General features: G+C 41.7%; 17 protein-coding genes and 1 riboswitch. Of the genes, 6 read left to right on the top strand and 11 right to left on the bottom strand.

The window, feature by feature from the left end; translation table 11 throughout:
• The first annotated feature begins 84 nt into the window (after window positions 1-84).
• On the top strand, window positions 85-2100 hold the full coding sequence (locus ACYX4O_RS02330; protein ID WP_476354232.1) for a sigma-54 interaction domain-containing protein: 2016 nt from the start codon (window positions 85-87) through the stop codon (window positions 2098-2100).
• Window positions 2101-2320: 220 nt separating this feature from the next.
• Here ACYX4O_RS02330 and ACYX4O_RS02325 read toward each other — a convergent pair whose 3' ends face one another.
• Entirely contained in the window at window positions 2321-4228 is a 1908-nt protein-coding gene (locus tag ACYX4O_RS02325) for an ATP-binding protein (RefSeq protein ID WP_476354230.1), read from the bottom strand.
• 833 nt (window positions 4229-5061) lie between these two features.
• The gene (locus tag ACYX4O_RS02320; protein WP_476354228.1) at window positions 5062-6780 is read right to left on the bottom strand and encodes a WG repeat-containing protein; all 1719 of its coding nucleotides are present in this window, start codon (window positions 6778-6780) and stop codon (window positions 5062-5064) included.
• 154 nt (window positions 6781-6934) lie between these two features.
• Here ACYX4O_RS02320 and ACYX4O_RS02315 point away from each other — a divergent pair, with 154 nt between their 5' ends.
• Window positions 6935-7096, top strand: coding sequence for a CDGSH iron-sulfur domain-containing protein (locus ACYX4O_RS02315; protein ID WP_476354226.1), 162 nt, complete (start codon window positions 6935-6937; stop codon window positions 7094-7096).
• Between the two features lie 68 nt (window positions 7097-7164).
• Here the strand turns inward: ACYX4O_RS02315 and ACYX4O_RS02310 are convergent, their stop codons facing one another.
• The 6 genes from ACYX4O_RS02310 to ACYX4O_RS02285 form a co-directional block, all read right to left on the bottom strand.
• A complete protein-coding gene (locus ACYX4O_RS02310; RefSeq protein WP_476354224.1) occupies window positions 7165-7557 on the bottom strand; it encodes a hypothetical protein in 393 nt (130 codons plus the stop codon).
• Complete coding sequence (locus ACYX4O_RS02305) at window positions 7523-8221, bottom strand: AIM24 family protein (RefSeq protein WP_476354222.1); 699 nt, start codon at window positions 8219-8221, stop codon at window positions 7523-7525. The genes ACYX4O_RS02310 and ACYX4O_RS02305 overlap by 35 nt, the downstream gene beginning before the upstream one ends.
• Before the next feature lie 96 nt (window positions 8222-8317).
• Entirely contained in the window at window positions 8318-8779 is a 462-nt protein-coding gene (locus ACYX4O_RS02300) for a DUF2188 domain-containing protein (RefSeq protein ID WP_476354220.1), read from the bottom strand.
• A gap of 59 nt (window positions 8780-8838) precedes the next feature.
• Window positions 8839-9276, bottom strand: a complete 438-nt coding sequence (locus tag ACYX4O_RS02295; RefSeq protein ID WP_476354218.1) for a hypothetical protein — start codon at window positions 9274-9276, stop codon at window positions 8839-8841.
• A 236-nt stretch (window positions 9277-9512) separates the two neighbouring features.
• The gene (locus tag ACYX4O_RS02290) at window positions 9513-9839 is read right to left on the bottom strand and encodes a thioredoxin family protein (RefSeq protein ID WP_476354216.1); all 327 of its coding nucleotides are present in this window, start codon (window positions 9837-9839) and stop codon (window positions 9513-9515) included.
• A 90-nt stretch (window positions 9840-9929) separates the two neighbouring features.
• Entirely contained in the window at window positions 9930-11402 is a 1473-nt protein-coding gene (locus tag ACYX4O_RS02285; RefSeq protein ID WP_476354214.1) for a methyl-accepting chemotaxis protein, read from the bottom strand.
• Between the two features lie 124 nt (window positions 11403-11526).
• Here ACYX4O_RS02285 and ACYX4O_RS02280 point away from each other — a divergent pair, with 124 nt between their 5' ends.
• Window positions 11527-12057, top strand: a complete 531-nt coding sequence (locus tag ACYX4O_RS02280) for a hypothetical protein (protein WP_476354212.1) — start codon at window positions 11527-11529, stop codon at window positions 12055-12057.
• 72 nt (window positions 12058-12129) lie between these two features.
• Window positions 12130-12306, top strand: a complete 177-nt coding sequence (locus tag ACYX4O_RS02275; RefSeq protein ID WP_476354210.1) for a hypothetical protein — start codon at window positions 12130-12132, stop codon at window positions 12304-12306.
• 138 nt (window positions 12307-12444) lie between these two features.
• Here ACYX4O_RS02275 and msrA read toward each other — a convergent pair whose 3' ends face one another.
• Window positions 12445-12915, bottom strand: a complete 471-nt coding sequence (msrA, locus tag ACYX4O_RS02270) for a peptide-methionine (S)-S-oxide reductase MsrA (RefSeq protein ID WP_476354208.1) — start codon at window positions 12913-12915, stop codon at window positions 12445-12447.
• 123 nt (window positions 12916-13038) lie between these two features.
• Window positions 13039-13160, bottom strand: a riboswitch (SAM riboswitch).
• A 286-nt stretch (window positions 13161-13446) separates the two neighbouring features.
• Between msrA and ACYX4O_RS02265 the strand changes: the two genes are divergently transcribed.
• Window positions 13447-13833 carry a RidA family protein gene (locus tag ACYX4O_RS02265; RefSeq protein WP_476354206.1) on the top strand — a complete coding sequence of 129 codons (387 nt, stop codon included), beginning with the start codon at window positions 13447-13449 and terminating at the stop codon, window positions 13831-13833.
• 476 nt (window positions 13834-14309) lie between these two features.
• Here ACYX4O_RS02265 and ACYX4O_RS02260 read toward each other — a convergent pair whose 3' ends face one another.
• On the bottom strand, window positions 14310-15362 hold the full coding sequence (locus ACYX4O_RS02260) for a C45 family autoproteolytic acyltransferase/hydolase (protein WP_476354204.1): 1053 nt from the start codon (window positions 15360-15362) through the stop codon (window positions 14310-14312).
• A gap of 35 nt (window positions 15363-15397) precedes the next feature.
• Window positions 15398-15628 (bottom strand): excisionase family DNA-binding protein, encoded by a 231-nt coding sequence (locus tag ACYX4O_RS02255; protein WP_188655852.1) that lies wholly within the window; start codon window positions 15626-15628, stop codon window positions 15398-15400.
• 255 nt (window positions 15629-15883) lie between these two features.
• On the opposite strand from ACYX4O_RS02255, the gene ACYX4O_RS02250 reads away from it, so the two are divergent.
• The gene (locus tag ACYX4O_RS02250; RefSeq protein ID WP_476354202.1) at window positions 15884-17152 is read left to right on the top strand and encodes an ATP-grasp domain-containing protein; all 1269 of its coding nucleotides are present in this window, start codon (window positions 15884-15886) and stop codon (window positions 17150-17152) included.
• Window positions 17153-17155: the final 3 nt, after the last annotated feature.

Genomic DNA, 17155 nt, shown 5'->3' with positions numbered 1-17155 from the left:
GGTCTACGTCGGTACGGAATCCGTTATTTCGTTTTTTTCGGGTGTTATAATTAAACCAACAACAACCTAAAAAGGAGATATTCAATGAGAAACCAAGAACTCGTCTTATTAGCCGGGACAACAGAAACGCAACATACGCTTCACGAACAACTAAACAATATTCTTGGAGAATTTATCACCATTCATAGTTACGCCTCAGAAGATCGTTTACCAGATACACTGACAGATCAACTCGTTATCTACTCATCTGCTATCATAGACAAAGAAGTTCAGCACGTAATTGGAAAAGGGTGTAAAGTCATCGTAGCTCGCCGTACCACAAACTATGAATATATCGACCAACTCTTTGAACTTCCACAAGGAGAGAGAGTTTTGTACGTAAATGACTTTCCTCAAACTGCAGATGAATCAATTAAGACGCTTCAAAAAATCGGCATACAACACATCCACTACGTTCCTTATTATCCTGGCAAGACCCTTACTCCTAATCAGCAGACCATAAAAACGGCCATCACACCAGGTGAAGTCCATTTAATCCCTGATTCTGCTACACAGAAGATCAACATCGGAGTTCGTCTGATCGACATCACCACTCTTATGGAGGTTCTAGAGCACTTTAACCTTAAAGAAGCTTTAGGCGGAGAGATATCCGACCGTTATACAAGAAAGATCATCGAACTTAGTCATCGCCTATCTCTTGTGAACCAGCAGACTACATTATTAAATCAACATTTAAAACATGTGGTTGATGGAGTGAATGACGGTGTCGTAGCGTTTGACTCAAGAGGAAAGATAACTGTATTTAATCAAGTGGCGGAACAGTATATCGGCGTTTCTTCCGTTCATGCAATCCAGAAACACATTCAATCTATTATTAAACAAGATTCTCTTCAATCGTTTATTTTTCAAAACAATGAAACGAGTCGTTACTTCACCATTAACGGATTGAATTTAATGGTTTATCGCTTCCATTTAAGTGAAGAAGATACGACCGTGATTATTTTCAAGAATACAGACGAGACTATCTCTATGCAAAAAGCAGCCCGGCACGACCTCCTTCAAAAAGGCTATATCGCCAAGTATACATTTGACGATATCATCGGGAATAGCCCAATCGTTCTAAAAACAAAGCAGATTGCTAACCGTCTTGCCCAAACAGAACTCCCTGTCCTCATCCAAGGAGAAAGCGGAACAGGGAAGGAACTTTATGCAAATGCAATCCACAACGTTTCATCTAGAAGCTACCAACCTTTTTTGGCGGTTAACTTTAGCGCCTTACCTGAAGACTTGCTAGAGAGTGAACTATTTGGATACGAAGAAGGAGCTTTCACGGGAGCTAAAAAGGGAGGAAAGATGGGGTTATTTGAACAAGCGGATGGGGGCACTATTTTCCTTGATGAAATTGGCGATGTCAGCGTGAAGATGCAAGCAAGGCTTCTACGCGTCATTCAAGAGATGGAAATTCGGCGTATAGGAGGGAATAAAAATATCCCCATCGATGTCCGCATTGTGGCTGCAACAAACAAAGACCTCCTCAAACTTATTGAGAAAGGAAACTTCAGAGAGGACCTCTATCATAGGTTAAAAGTGTTAACGTTATCTTTGCCAGCATTACGAGAACGAGCAGAAGATATCCCAAGACTTGCGACCATGTTTATAAAAGAACAAACGCATGAGGATATCCACATCTCCTCTACAGTTATGAATCAATTAAAGTTGAATCCTTGGAACGGTAATATTCGCGAACTAAAAAATACAATCTCCTATATGCTAGCCGTCCGTGAATCCAATGAATTAAAGAAAGAGGATCTACCAACCCCTGTATCTTATCAACCCGGACCTACGCATCCCATAGCCGAAGAAGATATTATAGAAAAGCAAGAGCAACTAGAGCTCCTACAAGTAATCTACAATCTCAACCAACATCAAGGCAGAGCAAGTCGGAGTAAAATCACACAACGAACACCTCTATCTGAGCAACAGGTTCGATTGAGACTTCAGAAGCTACAACAAAAAGGTTACATTCATGTTGGAAAAGGCCGATCAGGAACAGCCATAACGGACGCAGGCGTTGCCTTTTTACAAGATCAATCTTTGTAACAAGAGGGAACGAAATCATGCCATATAGAATAACAACAGACCTACTGAGGCGAACTGTGGGGCCGTTCACCTACCATACAGACAAGGCTTGCTCGGGGACTGCGAGACTCCCGCGGGAAGCGAGTTGTCCCCGAGCAAGCCCAAGCACTCTTAAACGTGACGGCCCCTGAACAGAGCCTATGGCAAAAAAATCGGAGCCCCTTAAAGGTGCTCCGATTTTTTATTCTGAATGCAAGACTGGTAATGTAATCGTAACTGTTGTACCATCATCGATTTTGCTTTTGTATCGGATCGTCCCACCTAAACTCTCAACGAACTTAGTTGTGACCATCATACCAAGACCTGTTCCCTTCTCCTTTGTGGTGAAGAATGGCTCTCCGATTCTCTTAATCTTCTCTGGCTCAATCCCTTTTCCGCTATCGGATATACATATTACAACATTATCCAAATCAGCTTTATACATTCCGACCACTGAAAGTTCACCAGGACCTTCCATAGCTTCAATTGCATTTTTTATAACATTAATAAAGATTTGTTTAAGACGCTTCGGATCTGAAGGAAGATCTGGAATGGCTGCATCAAAATCAGTTGTTACTTTAATACCACCCTGTCGACATTGAGCTCGAAATAAAGCAAGAACATAATGGATAATATCAATAAGATTTGTATCTTCAAGCTCAACCTCTTGTTCTGGCTTAGCTAACAACATAAATTCATTCACAATCGATTCAATACGCGATAATTCAGAGAAAACGATGTCCCCATATTGTCCATTACTCGCTTCTCCTGACATCATCAATTGTAAGAAGCCTTTGATAGACGTGAGTGGATTCTTAATCTCATGCGCGATTCCTGCAGCAACCCGTGTAATCGTCTCAAATTGCTCAGACCGAGCGATAAGTTCATCTTTTTCTTTAATATCCGTGATATCTTCATGAACCCCAACAATCTTGACCTTTTCATCCTTCTCAATGGGATACCCCTTCGTACGAATCCACTTCCACACCCCCGGCTCATACTCAAAGCGGTATTCACAAGCAACCTTGTCAGCTCTCATTTGGCGGAAAGATCTTACAACCCGGTCCCTATCCCCCACATGGACCTGATCCATCCATGCATTATAATCTTTCTCAGCCACGGCCATAGACATACCAAAAATGGATTCGAAAGTTGGGCTCATATACTCCCATGTATCATAGTTGGCAGACAACACCCAAAATGCCTCATTTATGTTGTCGGCAAGCAAAGAAAAACGTTCCTCAGTTTCTTGCAAGGCATGGATATACGTATTTACCTCTGTAATATCTTGAATAAATACAGTTAGTTCATTATTAGAAGGATAAGCGGTAACATCCACCACCTTCCCTTCCCCATAAAGATAATCCTGAAATTTCACAACGTGATTGTATTGAAAAGCTTCCTTATAATGCAAATAATAGTTGTGATAAAGATCTTCAGGAAAGACTTCCCGCAGATTACGGTGACATAACGTTTCTGAAGAGCTACCGAGCATCTCTTCTAGAGTAGGATTAATGTACAAGAGCTCCCAATCTCTACTGATGACTGCAAATCCATGAGGAATATGCTCAACAACTTCTTTCAAGCGATTGTATACAAATGGACTACCCTTCGGCCTTTCAAGCAACTGTTCTACACTTTTAGAGGTTAAGGTTTGATGATTCATTTGTTCATCAATTAATGAAAGCCACGTCATGAAATGATCCACAGACTGCGAAGCAGGAACAGCTCCTGATTGGCTATCAAGTTGATGATTCTCATTAACTGGCTTAATCAAAGGCGACTGACCTGTAACCATAATCCAATTAGCAGAGAGCCTCTTCATAACCCCTTCTACGCGAACACCATCAGAATTTGTCATAACAATTTTCAAAGGAGTAGTAAGGGCATCTTCTTCAAGCGCACTAATTGCCGCTTCATCAAACATACCCAACAACGCCTCACGATCTATCACATAGCCACCTAACTTGAACAACTCCACGAATTCCTTATTAGCTCGTACCTCATCTTTACCCTCGTTCAATAGACACAGCCAATTCCCCGATACACTAAACATTTCTAAGCACTCGTCTATGAGAAAGTGCTCTTCAACCTTTTCAGTTTGAACCACACACATCCCTCTCTTTTCCTTGACCGCGTAGTTCTTTCACATCAAGTTCACGTATAATAGTACTCTCATCATATACTAAATAAGTAAAAGTTTGTATAGATTCGAGGGTATTTTCGGTTATTCGCTACCATTCGACAAAAACCTCAAAACAGGCTCTGTTGATTTTTACTTGTTTCGTATAAGACTCCTTTTGGAGATAGAACACCCGAAGCTGAGATATTTTAGCTGAAAGGGACCGTTATGCTTGTTGAGTGGTTGGGTTTGCTCGGGGACAACTCGCTTTCCTGCGGGGAGCTGGGAAGCCTCCTCGTTCGCTTTCGCTCTCTGCGGGGTCTTCCCTAGGCTCCATACCCCGCGGGAGTCTCGCAGTCCCCGAGCAAACCCTGGCTTTAAAGAGGTGAACGGCCCCGCAGTTCTCATCAGGAGATTTGATCACACTTTATATGGCATGTTTCCGTTACACCATATATGGCAAAGGTGGGCCTGGAAACTGCGAGACTCCCGTGGGCAGAAGAGCCTAGTCTAGTTCCGGCGTGGAGGACCTAGCGTGATAAGTCATCTTTTTTTACAAAGGCTAAACGCCTTTTCCAAAAAGCTGCCTTATCCGTACGGTCCTAGGCACCACGCCTGCACTTTCCCATCTAGGTGAGACCCCGGAGCCCGGCTCTGCCGGGTGAGGAGGCTCACCAGCTCCCCACAGGAAAGCGAGTGGTTTCCAGGCCCACCTTAGACTCAATTAAAGCAAACGGAAACATTCTCCTAACTTCGAATCTTCCATATTCCCGCTCTATTCTTGAAGAGAGAACAAAAAAAGACCAACAAAGGTAAAAACCTTAGTTGGTCATATTACTATGGAAGGACCTCCAGAAGGACCCATTATAATCAATAAGTTCGCTGATTTGCTCAAATGGTATTTCAAACGTTGGGAAGCCTGCTACATAAGGGGCGATCTCGTAAGGAGCATAATACAAGAACAAAGATGTATCATTCACATAAAAGGGCTGATCCGCAGCCACTTTCACATCTACATCTTCAAAATAGTAAGAGTCAGTCTGTTCTTTTATCTGTTCATTAACTAGCTTCGTTAGCACTTCAGTATACGGACTACCTTCTTTGAAAAGATCCGACAGTTGATAAAAAGTACCATCAACTAGGTTCAGGTTAGCATGCAGTTTCGTTGGCATTGGATGAGCAGCTCCAAAATAATATTGTGATCCGTTTAACTCGATGACAACAAGATCTTTATGGAAATAATCAATCGCGAAATCACCGAAATAGCTATATTCAAGCTTCTCTTCTTTTGGGATTTCCTTAACCTGTGACATCTCTTTCAAGGTTTGATTGACTTCTTTTTGAATATTCGTATCATCCATCCCTCTTACGACAGGGTAGTAGACGAGATAATCAATATTTGGTTTGTACTTCATCTTCAAAACTCGAAACTGGTTATTCAGTCGTATCGTCCTCTTTGGCCTCCAAATCACTTCCCCTTCTTGTGTTAAATAGAGAAGTTCATAGTCAATTGTAGCTTTGATTAGAGGACCTTGTAACGAGAGTGTACCCTGCCCCGGTAAGACGGGTTTGTTTTGCGCTATGTTTCCTTTTCGATTGAGGAAGAATGTATTCTCATCATCATGAGCCGATGCCAATCCTTTCTCATAATCCAATACATTTTGATAACGAAATGGCGATAAAAGGGCTCCATTTAAATCACCGATGGCATATTTACTCCCAAGATACGGTTGCTCAGGGACAATCGCTTTGCCTATTGCAATCCTCTTTTCCCCCAACCGATTGATGTCATCGTAAACAGGCTGTAAAATTTGTTTACCCTTTGAATCAATTAGACCATACCGAAAGATATAATCTTCAGCGACGGTTACAACAGCACGACCTTCTTTAAAAGCCTGCACATAATCGTAAGAAGGATCAATGACCACTCGACCTCTTTCGTTAATGTAACCGTATTTACCACCCTTATCTTGTTGGAAGGCTAGCATCCCTTCGCCATAATTACCAACATAGGGGTAATAATAGCTTTGAAAAATATTCCCATCTCGGTTAATTAAAGCGTACTGATTCTCCTTCACCTGCACAACTGCCCTAGCATCCTTAAATGGGTCACCAGACAAGTATTGAGCTGGAATTGCTTCTTGCCCTTGATTATTTAAATAACCATAATACGTCGTTCCCTCTTTCTCTTCACTAAATAAAGCTAAACCATTTTGGTACGCTCCGATGTATGAGTAGGCTTTAGATGTAAGGATCGTCCCTTTCTCATTAATTACCTGAAATCCATTATTATTAGAGACAGAAGCTCGCCCTTCACTGAATTCAGTAATAAATTCATAGATGGGTTCAACAACATAATCGCCTTTTATATTAATAACTCCACTTCGCTGGTCTACTTCCACTACTGCTAAGCCATTATTCTGAAAATCCCGTGCATACGAATACTTAGGCTCTATTTTAATATCGCCTTTACGGTCAATATACCCCCATTTTTCACCGTTATCCGTTTGAACCAATACCGGGAATCGCTTAATAGACATAGTAGCCCGCCCCCCTAACTGAACGCGTTTACATTAGTGTATTCGCCCATTTGGATAATGTGCTTAAACTGTCGTAAAAGTTAGCCCATCAACATATAGTGACAAAAAGGAGGAGATTGAGATATCGGTTATCAAAGTTAGAGACAACGGGCCATTGTTTGTAACAGGGGACTTTACACTTAAAGATGCGACAGGAAAAGAATTCACCACAAAAAAAGGGTGCTCCCTATGTAGGTGTGGATTATCTAATAGCAAACCTTTTTGTGACGGAGCACATAAAGGCGTATTTCAAGATGAATCGCGTGCTAGCGAATAAGGTTCAAGCCTATAAAAAAATATCACGCACAAAAAGCGACCTCCCTCGTTTAAGGAAGGTCGCTTTTATTATGAGACTTCATTTACTTTAAACAATGCATCGACTTTTTGTGCCAATTCCGATATGAATCGGTTTACATCTGAGGGAACCGTTTGTTGACTCTTCCATTCTACTTCTCTGCTATTTATCATTTTTGGGCGGCTTGATACAAATACCCAGCCAACGTTCCCTCTCTTTACAAAAGCTGTCCATAACCATTCGTCACGTTCCCCAACACTTACGCCTACGAGCTTGTGTTCAGCTTTTCGATTGGCACTGCGCTCAATCCGTTTCAGTTGGTGTTTCACCTCTGCCACTCCTCGCCTTTTTCTAACAGTATGAACGAATAGAGCCTGAAACATACTTGGCGTAGCAGCGATGATTTCCTTATTGGCTAGATTGAGAATAGTAGACTTCTTCAAATGGTTGCACGATCACAAATCCTTCACCAGAGAACTTCATTTGAATAGACTCTCCACTTCCACGTCCGAAGAAACTCTTCAGCGTAACATCGGTTTTAAACTCAGGTTGCAAATGTCCAGACCAAGCCACAGTGGCGTTAGGGTCCGTCATAACAGGTTGATCCGGTGTAACTAAAAGGGTTAATGGCTCGTAGTGAGAGGTTATGGCTACAAGTCCCCGACCTTCTAATCGAATATTAAAAAGCCCTCCAGACATCATGCCAGCCACTTTTTTCATCAACTTAATATCCCACTCGATTCCAGGTTCAAAAGCAAGAAGGTCATTTCCATTCACCGTGATGGCTTCATTATTCAGATGAAGAATGGTAATCTTCTTCCCCTGATCGGCTAAATAAAGCTTGCCATTACCATCTGCCTTCATAAGAGAAGCACCTTCTCCTGAGAAAGCTTTCTTAAACATCTTACCGATTCCATGTTCAAGGATGCCTTCACGTTCAAATCGAATCGAACCATTATAGGAAATCATAGACCCCATCTTCGCCCACACATCACCATTTAAATTAACCTCAAGCATACGAGGGGTTTCTAACTCAAAGTAATCATTCTCCGATTCATCCTGTTTTGTCTTCCGAATAAACTCATCAATGGAGTAATTCTGTTTCATATGTCAACCTCTCCTCTATTAAGTATAAATTCTAGTCTCTTTGCCAGATTTAAAATAAAGCTGTCCCATCCTTGTTGTATGAGACAGCTTAGGTAATTATGAGTCGTATGATGTTTGTTCTTGAATACTGCCGTCTTTCTTATGAATGATGATTTTCGTTCCTTTGTTTTGAGCGATCTCTTTAGCACGGTCAATAGCATCTTGCTTCTTTTCAAACACGTCAGAAGGCTTTTTGGCCTGCTCTGTTTGAACGGCCCATCCGTCTTCGTGAGCGACGACATGCTCCCCTTTTTCAAGAAGTTCAGGGCGAGGATCAGATTGCTTGTCTTGATCATCACGACTCTTTAACTCCTGATCACTCATCTGTTTCACCTGATTCACTTCTTTCTCACTTGCATTGTCATACCATTCTTTCGCTTGTTCCGTCGCAATTGGAATAGCTCGGTCTTCGTCATACCCATCATCTAACATCGCATTAGCTATATCAATTGCTTTCTTTCTTATTGGTGTGTCTAAATTCTTTAATGAACTTGGATAATCATTTGTATCCCAAGGCATATCGCCCACCTCCGGTAACCTTTTTCTTACAAATTACCGCATTACAGGAGATCGTAAACCTATTTCAAACGACCGTAACCACTCACGAACTGCTTCGCTTCCTCAAGACTAGCCGTCTCAAAAACCAATGCTTTCCACGGTAAATCAGTTTGAGTTACTGCGTGAATCTTATGCTCGAAGAACAGGTAGTACGGCTCATGTTCCTTATTGTAGCTAGTGTTTCGAAGTAGCCCCTCCCACGTTTCCTCATAGTGATCCCCGTACTGATCAACTCTACAAAGAAAATGGCCAGGCTCAAACCATGAATACTTCTCAGAAAGATCTTTCAAAGGCTGAAATGACTCTTCAAATTGCTTTTCATCTTCTATTTCCATAACGATATAATGGCTAATGATGGACTTATTTCCCTCTTCCTTAACCTCTTCTCGCTTTCGGTCCGTACGAATAATCATATACGCTAAGAAAAGGGCTACCACTGCAAAAAGTGCGTAAATCATGCAAGATCAATCCTCTCTTCATTATCTTCGTGACGCCTTCTAGTATTACCTCTTTCATCCTAGAATTTACCTAGTTTTCACAGAGGAATCCTCAGTCACCTTCTATTTTATTAGTATTTTATCATGGATGTATGTTGAAGAAGGAAAGATAAAGATAGACTTCTTTACTCAGTAATTCCATTTTCCAGAATAAAAAAACTCGTCCATTCTTAATAGGAATGAACGAGGCTCTTCAATTATTCATTAATAAGACGATTTAGCTTCGCAAGCTGCTCTTCGAATTCATCCACAGGTACGAAACGGGCTTTACGGAATTGCTCTTTCCCATCTGCGTAAACCATTACGACAGGTACTGTAAATATAGAAAACTCCCCCGCTATTGCAGGAATTTCATCTGCATCCGCGTGCACAGCCTGAACGGCAGGATACTTCTCTAACACTTCGTCAATTTGCGGTAAGAGGGCATGGCACACGGAACACCCCGGCCTTGATATATACAAGATATTCAATCCATCTTGTCCAATCGTTGTATGAATTTCTTCCATTGTTTGAACGTGTTTCATAAGTACACCACCTAACCTATAATCAATTACTCGTAGTGTACCACAAGAGAAGGGACGATACTCCCAATATGCTCATAGGGGTATATCCCCTTATAGAGATATAAGTTGCTTAGCACTTGTCGATGTGTCATTAATATAAGCACCGATCTTCTCACTATCTTCATTTAGGCTCTCTATCGTTGCGCTCATTTCTTCCATGCTCGCTGAAGCTTGCTCAATTATAGCAGCTAGTTCACTTGTAGCTGCTTCTACCTGGCGAGATCGATCTTCAACATCCCCGCTTATCGTGTTGCATTCCTCTGTGCGCTCCTCGACATTGCGTAAGGATGATTGAATACGTTCAAACGAAGAAATGACCTCGTTCATGGTTTCTACACTTTCATCTAGCTTTTCACTACCTGTGTTCATCTGACTTAATGCTTCTGCATTGCTATCATTTAACTCCCCGAGATTAGTAGTAATCTTCTTAGCTGACTGCCCTGTCACCTCTGCTAACTTCCGAATTTCTTCAGCTACTACTGAAAAACCTTTCCCTGCTTCACCAGCTCGTGCTGCTTCAATCGAAGCATTAAGAGCAAGCAGGTTCGTCTGTTCTGTAATCTGCTGGATATCTTCAGTAAATTGATTCGTTTCTTTTATTTTCCCTGTTAAAATACTAAATGTATCATTGAGCATGCGAATAACTTTTCTTAGATCATTCATTTCCATTTCAAGATGGGAAATTCGTTGTTGGCCTCCATTAATCTCTTCAGTCGCTTGATTCGTTTCTGATTGAAGAACGGTTAGTGACTCTTTCATATGAGTGATCGTTGTCATGGTACTCTGAGCATGTTCTGAGATATCTGCAATTTGCTCGCTTTGACTTTGACCACCAGCTGACACCTCTTGAACGGCAGTTTTCATTTCCCCTTGTGCCTGAACGTTTATCTGCACTTGATCATTAACACGGGAAATGTTCTCCGCAATGAGTGTAGCCTCCTTCTCAAGTTTTTCCTTCTGTTTAGCTTGAGCCTCACGCTCCTGTTCAGTGGTATCAAGAATGGTTTCAAGTTTCTTAAATGTCCGCTCGGCCAAATAGGTCATCACACCTAATATGACTCCCATTAACACATAGATTAAGGTTATAGACGGGAAGATTGTACTCATCAAATCAGCTTGTTCTGGGTTAGGCCAAGAATGACTAGCAATTAAAGTAGCTAATCCAAAGATATACCCAAACGCGAACGTTTTACGATCCAATTGAACGGCCGAGAAGACAGCAATAAACAGTAAAATTAAGTCACCTGAAAGAGAACCACCTTCTACATAGATTAATAATCCGTAACCAATGATCGGCATACTCACTGCCACGTAAGAAAAGATTCTTGGTTTATGTAAGACACGTTGAAGAACAAAGAGCAAAATCCAAAACAATGCCAACTCCGTTCCATAAATCGACGAGCGAAAAAGAGCCCCATCTTGTAAAGATAAGGATAGCGCTGACAACATAGCTACACTATATGTCGAGGTCATCAACACATTTTTCTTTTTTACATCTTGTAAACGCATTTCCGTAACATTCATAAATACTGTACCTCCAGAAGATGTCTTTTTCTTTTTATCGACAGCTTAGAGCGTACAATTAAGAGAATATGGCAAATTTTGTAGAACACAAATTATGATATAGTTAGAAAGGAATTCCTCTTCTATGATCTCTAATACAGTAACCCTTATCCTATTAGCTATTGTTACATTTATTTTTGTATCATTAATGATTAGCTCCATAACCAACGGAATCACCCCAACCCCTACCCAACTAAGCGTGAAGCAAGAAGTTATAAGACAAGCAAAACCATACGATCCTTCTACAATTGCTGATTTTGGAGCTGGATGGGGAACAATGGCTTTTGCTTTTGCAAAAGAATTTAAAAGTGCTAAAGTGTACGCCTATGAAACATCCTTCATCCCATTCATTTATATGAAAGGAATGGTTCGTGTTAGAGGGGTCTCTAATGTAGTTGTCATTAAAAAAGATTTCCTTACCGTTTCCCCTGATCAATTCGACCTTATTTATTGTTACCTATATACCAAAGCTATGAGAGAACTTTCAATAACACTGCCTGACTATAGCGGAGTTGTTATTTCTAACACCTTTTCCTTACCTGGAATAACTCCCTCTTCTTCCGTTCAAGTCAGTTCATGGAATACGACGACGCCTATTTATATATACCTTACATAAAAGGAAACCTAAGTACAAACGACACCGTCTAAGAATAGATGCTAAAAGAACAAGTTAAAGGAAGGTGAGCAAGTGAAGACTACTTTTCTATTTATAGTTGGACTTACATTTGCGATCATTGGGTATTTTGAAAATACCACATGGTTTACGCTGATTTGTTATGCAGTTGCAGCTACATGCTTTATTATCCTAGCTTTAACAAAAATTAAGCTAGACAAAGAAAAAAGCGATACGAAACGTTATGAATAACGCTTTGTATCGCCTTTTTGAATGAGTATGTAACCTGCCACCTCAAACGGATGGTTAAGTTCCCGCAGTCGTATCGATTACGAGGTGGCATTAAAATTAAAGTATCATATGTTTTCAATAAATACAAGTCAGGCTGTCTTAGCCAATTCCGCAAGAAACAGAGCCATTCTTCTGAAGATACTTCTGATGGTACTCTTCAGCATCGTAGAAGTCTGTAACTTCATTAACTTCTGTAACAATCTCACTCTTGAAGATGCCTTTGTTGTTCCATTCCGTGATCTTATCAACTGCAATCGCTTGTTGGTCTTCTGTGGCAAAGATAACGGAACGATACTGAGAACCAACGTCTTCACCTTGACGATTACGTTGAGTAGGATTGTGACATTCAAAGAAATGGTCTACAAGTTCACTATAGGAAATCACGCTTGGATCAAATTCAACTTTCGTTGCTTCCGCATGACCCGTTCCCCCTGCTTTCACTTGTTGGTAAGAAGGGTTTGCAACCGTGCCTCCCATGAACCCAACGCGCGTCGCTTTCACACCTTTAATTCGTTCAAAATAAGCCTCTACTCCCCAAAAACATCCTGCTGCAAATACTGCTGTTGCCATTCTCATCTCTTCCTTTCTTAAAACGACACTTCTTTCTTCGAGAGTACGATCACGGCCTCTTACATATAGAAGAGCCCTCTCTTTTATCCAAGAAAGGGCTCGTAAGTGTATATCCGTACGATCCTCTCATCTTCCAAGAACATATTGTTCCTGCAGGAATTGGCACCGTTCTCGTCGATTGTATACATCGACTGGATGGTTGCCGGGCATCAAAGGGCCAGTCCCTCCGCCTCTCTGGATAAGAAGTTTATCGCTATTTGAATTTTATGTTATCCCAAATCATACATGATCTCATTAGCGAAGTAAAGTGGTAAGCACCTATTTTTTTCGATCGTTAAAATTTTCTGATAATATATGATATGATAGGCTTACTTGCTACGCAAGCTTTTATCAACTTTTGTATCCTCATTATATAAAGTGGACATCGCTTTTATGCATGACCATTAGACTTTTTATGAATAATGAGGTCTTCATTATAGGGCGGACTCCCTTACATAATGTCCCATTAAATAGTAAAGGAGTTTTTTCAAAATGGTTAAAGCAATTTCAACAAACAACGCACCAGAAGCAATCGGCCCTTACTCTCAGGCAATTGACCTTGGACAGATCGTATTCGTATCGGGACAAATCCCACTAAACCCTAGCACGATGGAAATTGTTTCAGACGATGTGAGCGAACAAACGACACAAGTGATGAAGAACGTTGGAGCGATCCTAGAAGAAGCAGGCCTTAACTACGCGCATATTGCTAAAGCGAATATTTATCTTGCTTCTATGGAAGACTTCCAAACGGTAAATGAAATCTATGCCAGCTTCCTTCAAGAACCTTACCCAGCACGAGCTGCCATTGAAGTCAGTCGTCTGCCCAAAGACGTTAAAGTCGAAGTAGAAGTAATCGCCCACCGCTCAGACGCTTAATGCATCCGCAATTGTTTGAGGAACGTTTCCGTCGGCTTTAGTAGAGCATAAGGTGGGCCTGGAAATCACTCGCTTTCCGCGGGCGAGCTGTCGAGCTTCCTCGTTCGCTTCGCTCTCTGCGGGATCTCGTCTAGCTCTCTCTCCCGCAGGAGTCTCGCAATTTCCAGGCCCACCTTCACCAAAAAAGGAGAGACGGAAACTTGCCATATATGGGAGGAGAGGGGCTTAAGATCACCTGTAATAAGCGGTCCGTTCATCCAACTCACGTCAGGGCTTGCTGTGGGACGACGAGACTCCCGCGGGGTGAGGAGCCTAGGTAAGACCCCGGACGGAGCGTCAGCGAAGGAGGAGGCTTACCAGCTCCCCGCAGGAAAGCGAGTTGTCCCACAGCAAGCCCTATCCCCAATATGGTAGAGGACCACCCCTACCTTAATATTGCATAAACAAGGGCCACCTTTTTAGGTGGCCCTTCTTTATTAGCGTGCGTTTTCGTCCATATGGACAAATGGCAAGTCAGTGTCGACTTCGCCATAGATGCGGGAGATGTCCAGGTCATTTCCTTGCAACCAGTCAGCAAAGTCAAATTCGACAGGTTCTCTGTCACCGCCAAGGGCCATCCAGGCTGTAAGACTCTTCGGGAAGTAGGCGGAGGTATGAATCGTTCCTGCCCAGTTCCGATACTGCTTTGAGAAGACACCTCGATCAGAATCATTCATAAGTCGAAACGCCTCGTACCCACTAGAGAGCTTCCCTTTCTCCTCATTGATCACATCTATACGACGCTCAGAATCTTTTAAGTAATTCCGGTTCTCCTGTTTCATAATTTCGAAATGGTTCGTGCATACGTTCGATTGGCGCACCTCGACACCTCTTGGAGATGTTTCTACAACATAGGTCTCGCCTTTGCCATCATAAACGATGTAACTGAAGGAATGACGATGAGGGATTTCTTTAAGCATCGCAACGGCTTCATCGACATTTGCACACGATTCAAGTATTAAACGACCAATCATACAACAAATAAATCCATTCCCCGGCTTCTTACGATGCATAAAGTTATACCCTAGTGCTAACCCTTTCTCATTAATACCATCCATTCTGCCTGTAACGCGCTGGGAGGGGCCTGCTATCGCGTAACCTCCATCTGTTGGCTGGTAGAAGACGTACCGACCTTCGTATGTTTTAGGCTGGTAGTCGTAGTTACGAATCATGTAACCATCGCCGGTTAAAATGGAACAGCCCGATTTCACATATTCTACGCGATACCCGCCAAACTCCATCATCACCTTATCCATCGTCCAATCAAGAGCATCTCTAAGCCCTAGTAATTCATCCCAAATACCAGGGGCAAACCGCTTAATAGCATTCTTCACTTCCTCTTCCTCAACCGTGAAGCGAGGTTTTCGGATCTTCCACTGCTTCTCTCTGTTTCGCACAGTTAATGAATTCTTTAACAATTCCCCTTGTTTATAGCCAAAGTCATAATGCGTCCCTCTATACTGCAGCACTTCACTATAGATCTCTTTCAATATAAAGCTCCCTTTCTAGATGGGCCTCTCCCACATTAATCCTCATCCTTAATGTCTGGATCTTCCGGGAGTGGTTCATTTAAGTAGTCTTGTATATATTGGCGATATTTCTCCACTTGTTCAAAATGGCTTGTAAACTGATTTTGGTTAATCAGATAGTGTTCACCATCAAATATAGAACGAATTCGCCCCATTCTTACAAGCTTTTCAATATATTCCGCTGGCAACTCTAAGTACTCCGCTGTTTCTTGTATAGATAAATACATACGTTCACCTTCTACACTTCATTGTTGTACGTTCAAATTACCAAATCTAACATGAAAACACAATTGTTCGGTAAAGGTTCATCAAATCCTTGTAGAATAGACACTAGTTTTGTCGAATCAGCTATAAAGCGCTTACTCTTTTCACGAGTTATGATACGTTTAAATTAACACTACACTCCACCCTCATTTAATCTGGCAATCATCATGCTTCTCCACAGACGTTTCATCATTTATTGATTAAAAGGAGCGATTTATATGGAACTTGATCAATTAGAAAGAGAATCATCTACACAAGAAACAGATTTAAAGGAAAGAACAAAGCCCTATTTAACTGCCTTAATCGGTTGGAGTTTACCTGCTATTGAAGCAGCGAATCGACTGAACCGACCATTTGTTGTAGTTGGCCCTCCAGATTTTGAATCATATGCGGAAAAACATGATATAGCCTTTGTTGGCTGGGACTTTCATAAGCTAAATGAAGGGTCTGACTTATTGTATAAGAAGTTAAAAGCACTAGGTGCTGAACTAGCCGTGCCTCTTTACGAAGAATGTGTAGAATGGGCCGGGGCATTAAATGCCCGTTTTCGAGAAGAACCAAGAATCTTCAACAGATCCTTATTGCTACGAGACAAAGGAATGATGAAGCGAAAAGCTCAAATTGCCGGTATTAAAGTCGGCGTATTTGAAGAGGCTCGCTCAATTGAAGATGTGAAATGGTTCTTAAAGCGAGTAAATGAAGCCCTACTTAAGATTGACGGGGACGTATACGATCCAATTCACGTTAAGCCTCTTGATAAAGCAGGATCTGTCGGCCATTTGGCTATCAACACAGTAGAAGATGTTGAGAAACTTCAAGATCAGGACTTCCCCCTACTTATGGAGAGTCACTTAGACGGTCAAGAATTTTCATGTGAAGCTTTTGTCCATAAAGGGAAAGTCCGTTTCTTAAACATTACCGAATATATTCGCCTGGGCTATTCCAATTTCGTTCCCGCCTCTCCTTCATTAGAAGAGAAGCGTCCACTCATCGAAAAAGCTGTTCAAAAGCTCGTTGATGCATTCGAAATTGAGTATGGCGTCATTCATCCGGAATATTTTATAACGCCTGATGGTACACTTCACTTCGGAGAAGTCGCTGCACGGGTTCCAGGTGGACATATCTTTGACCTGATAGAAAAAGCGTATGGATTTAGTGCGTATGAAGCTCAAATTCTATGCAGCGATCCAAACACAACGGATGAAGAACTAGAACTCTTCTTCCCTAATCCGTCTGATTTTGAAGGTTACGCAGGATGCTTGATGGTTCATCCGCAAACCGATTACGTACAAGAGTTGAACATTCCGGAAGAACTTGAGGAACATCCGTTTTTTGAAAAGCACGACCTATTCACCCCTCCTCAAGGAAAAGTAGCGGAGCGAATCGGCTTTGGCAATCATTATGGAACGATTTTCTTCCACGGAGATGACAGCGAAGAAATGCGTCGATTACTACAGTTGTACGAAGAATATAATTTCTACCGTTAAGTT

Source organism: Pontibacillus sp. ABV4_188 (genome assembly GCF_056311905.1).
Note: the sequence above shows the minus strand (reverse complement) of the source record. Positions and strands in the feature narration are given on the sequence as shown.

Excerpts from the sequence above, each read along its gene's own strand:
- ACYX4O_RS02285 (WP_476354214.1), bottom strand. The coding sequence starts at position 11,402 with ATGAATGTTACGGAAATGCGTTTACAAGATGTAAAAAAGAAAAATGTG.
- ACYX4O_RS02320 (WP_476354228.1), bottom strand. The coding sequence starts at position 6,780 with ATGTCTATTAAGCGATTCCCGGTATTGGTTCAAACGGATAACGGTGAA.
- ACYX4O_RS02250 (WP_476354202.1), top strand. The coding sequence starts at position 15,884 with ATGGAACTTGATCAATTAGAAAGAGAATCATCTACACAAGAAACAGAT.
- ACYX4O_RS02290 (WP_476354216.1), bottom strand. The coding sequence starts at position 9,839 with ATGAAACACGTTCAAACAATGGAAGAAATTCATACAACGATTGGACAA.
- ACYX4O_RS02305 (WP_476354222.1), bottom strand. The coding sequence starts at position 8,221 with ATGAAACAGAATTACTCCATTGATGAGTTTATTCGGAAGACAAAACAG.
- ACYX4O_RS02255 (WP_188655852.1), bottom strand. The coding sequence starts at position 15,628 with ATGTATTTATCTATACAAGAAACAGCGGAGTACTTAGAGTTGCCAGCG.
- ACYX4O_RS02280 (WP_476354212.1), top strand. The coding sequence starts at position 11,527 with ATGATCTCTAATACAGTAACCCTTATCCTATTAGCTATTGTTACATTT.
- ACYX4O_RS02300 (WP_476354220.1), bottom strand. The coding sequence starts at position 8,779 with ATGCCTTGGGATACAAATGATTATCCAAGTTCATTAAAGAATTTAGAC.
- msrA (WP_476354208.1), bottom strand. The coding sequence starts at position 12,915 with ATGGCAACAGCAGTATTTGCAGCAGGATGTTTTTGGGGAGTAGAGGCT.
- ACYX4O_RS02265 (WP_476354206.1), top strand. The coding sequence starts at position 13,447 with ATGGTTAAAGCAATTTCAACAAACAACGCACCAGAAGCAATCGGCCCT.
- ACYX4O_RS02295 (WP_476354218.1), bottom strand. The coding sequence starts at position 9,276 with ATGATTTACGCACTTTTTGCAGTGGTAGCCCTTTTCTTAGCGTATATG.
- ACYX4O_RS02330 (WP_476354232.1), top strand. The coding sequence starts at position 85 with ATGAGAAACCAAGAACTCGTCTTATTAGCCGGGACAACAGAAACGCAA.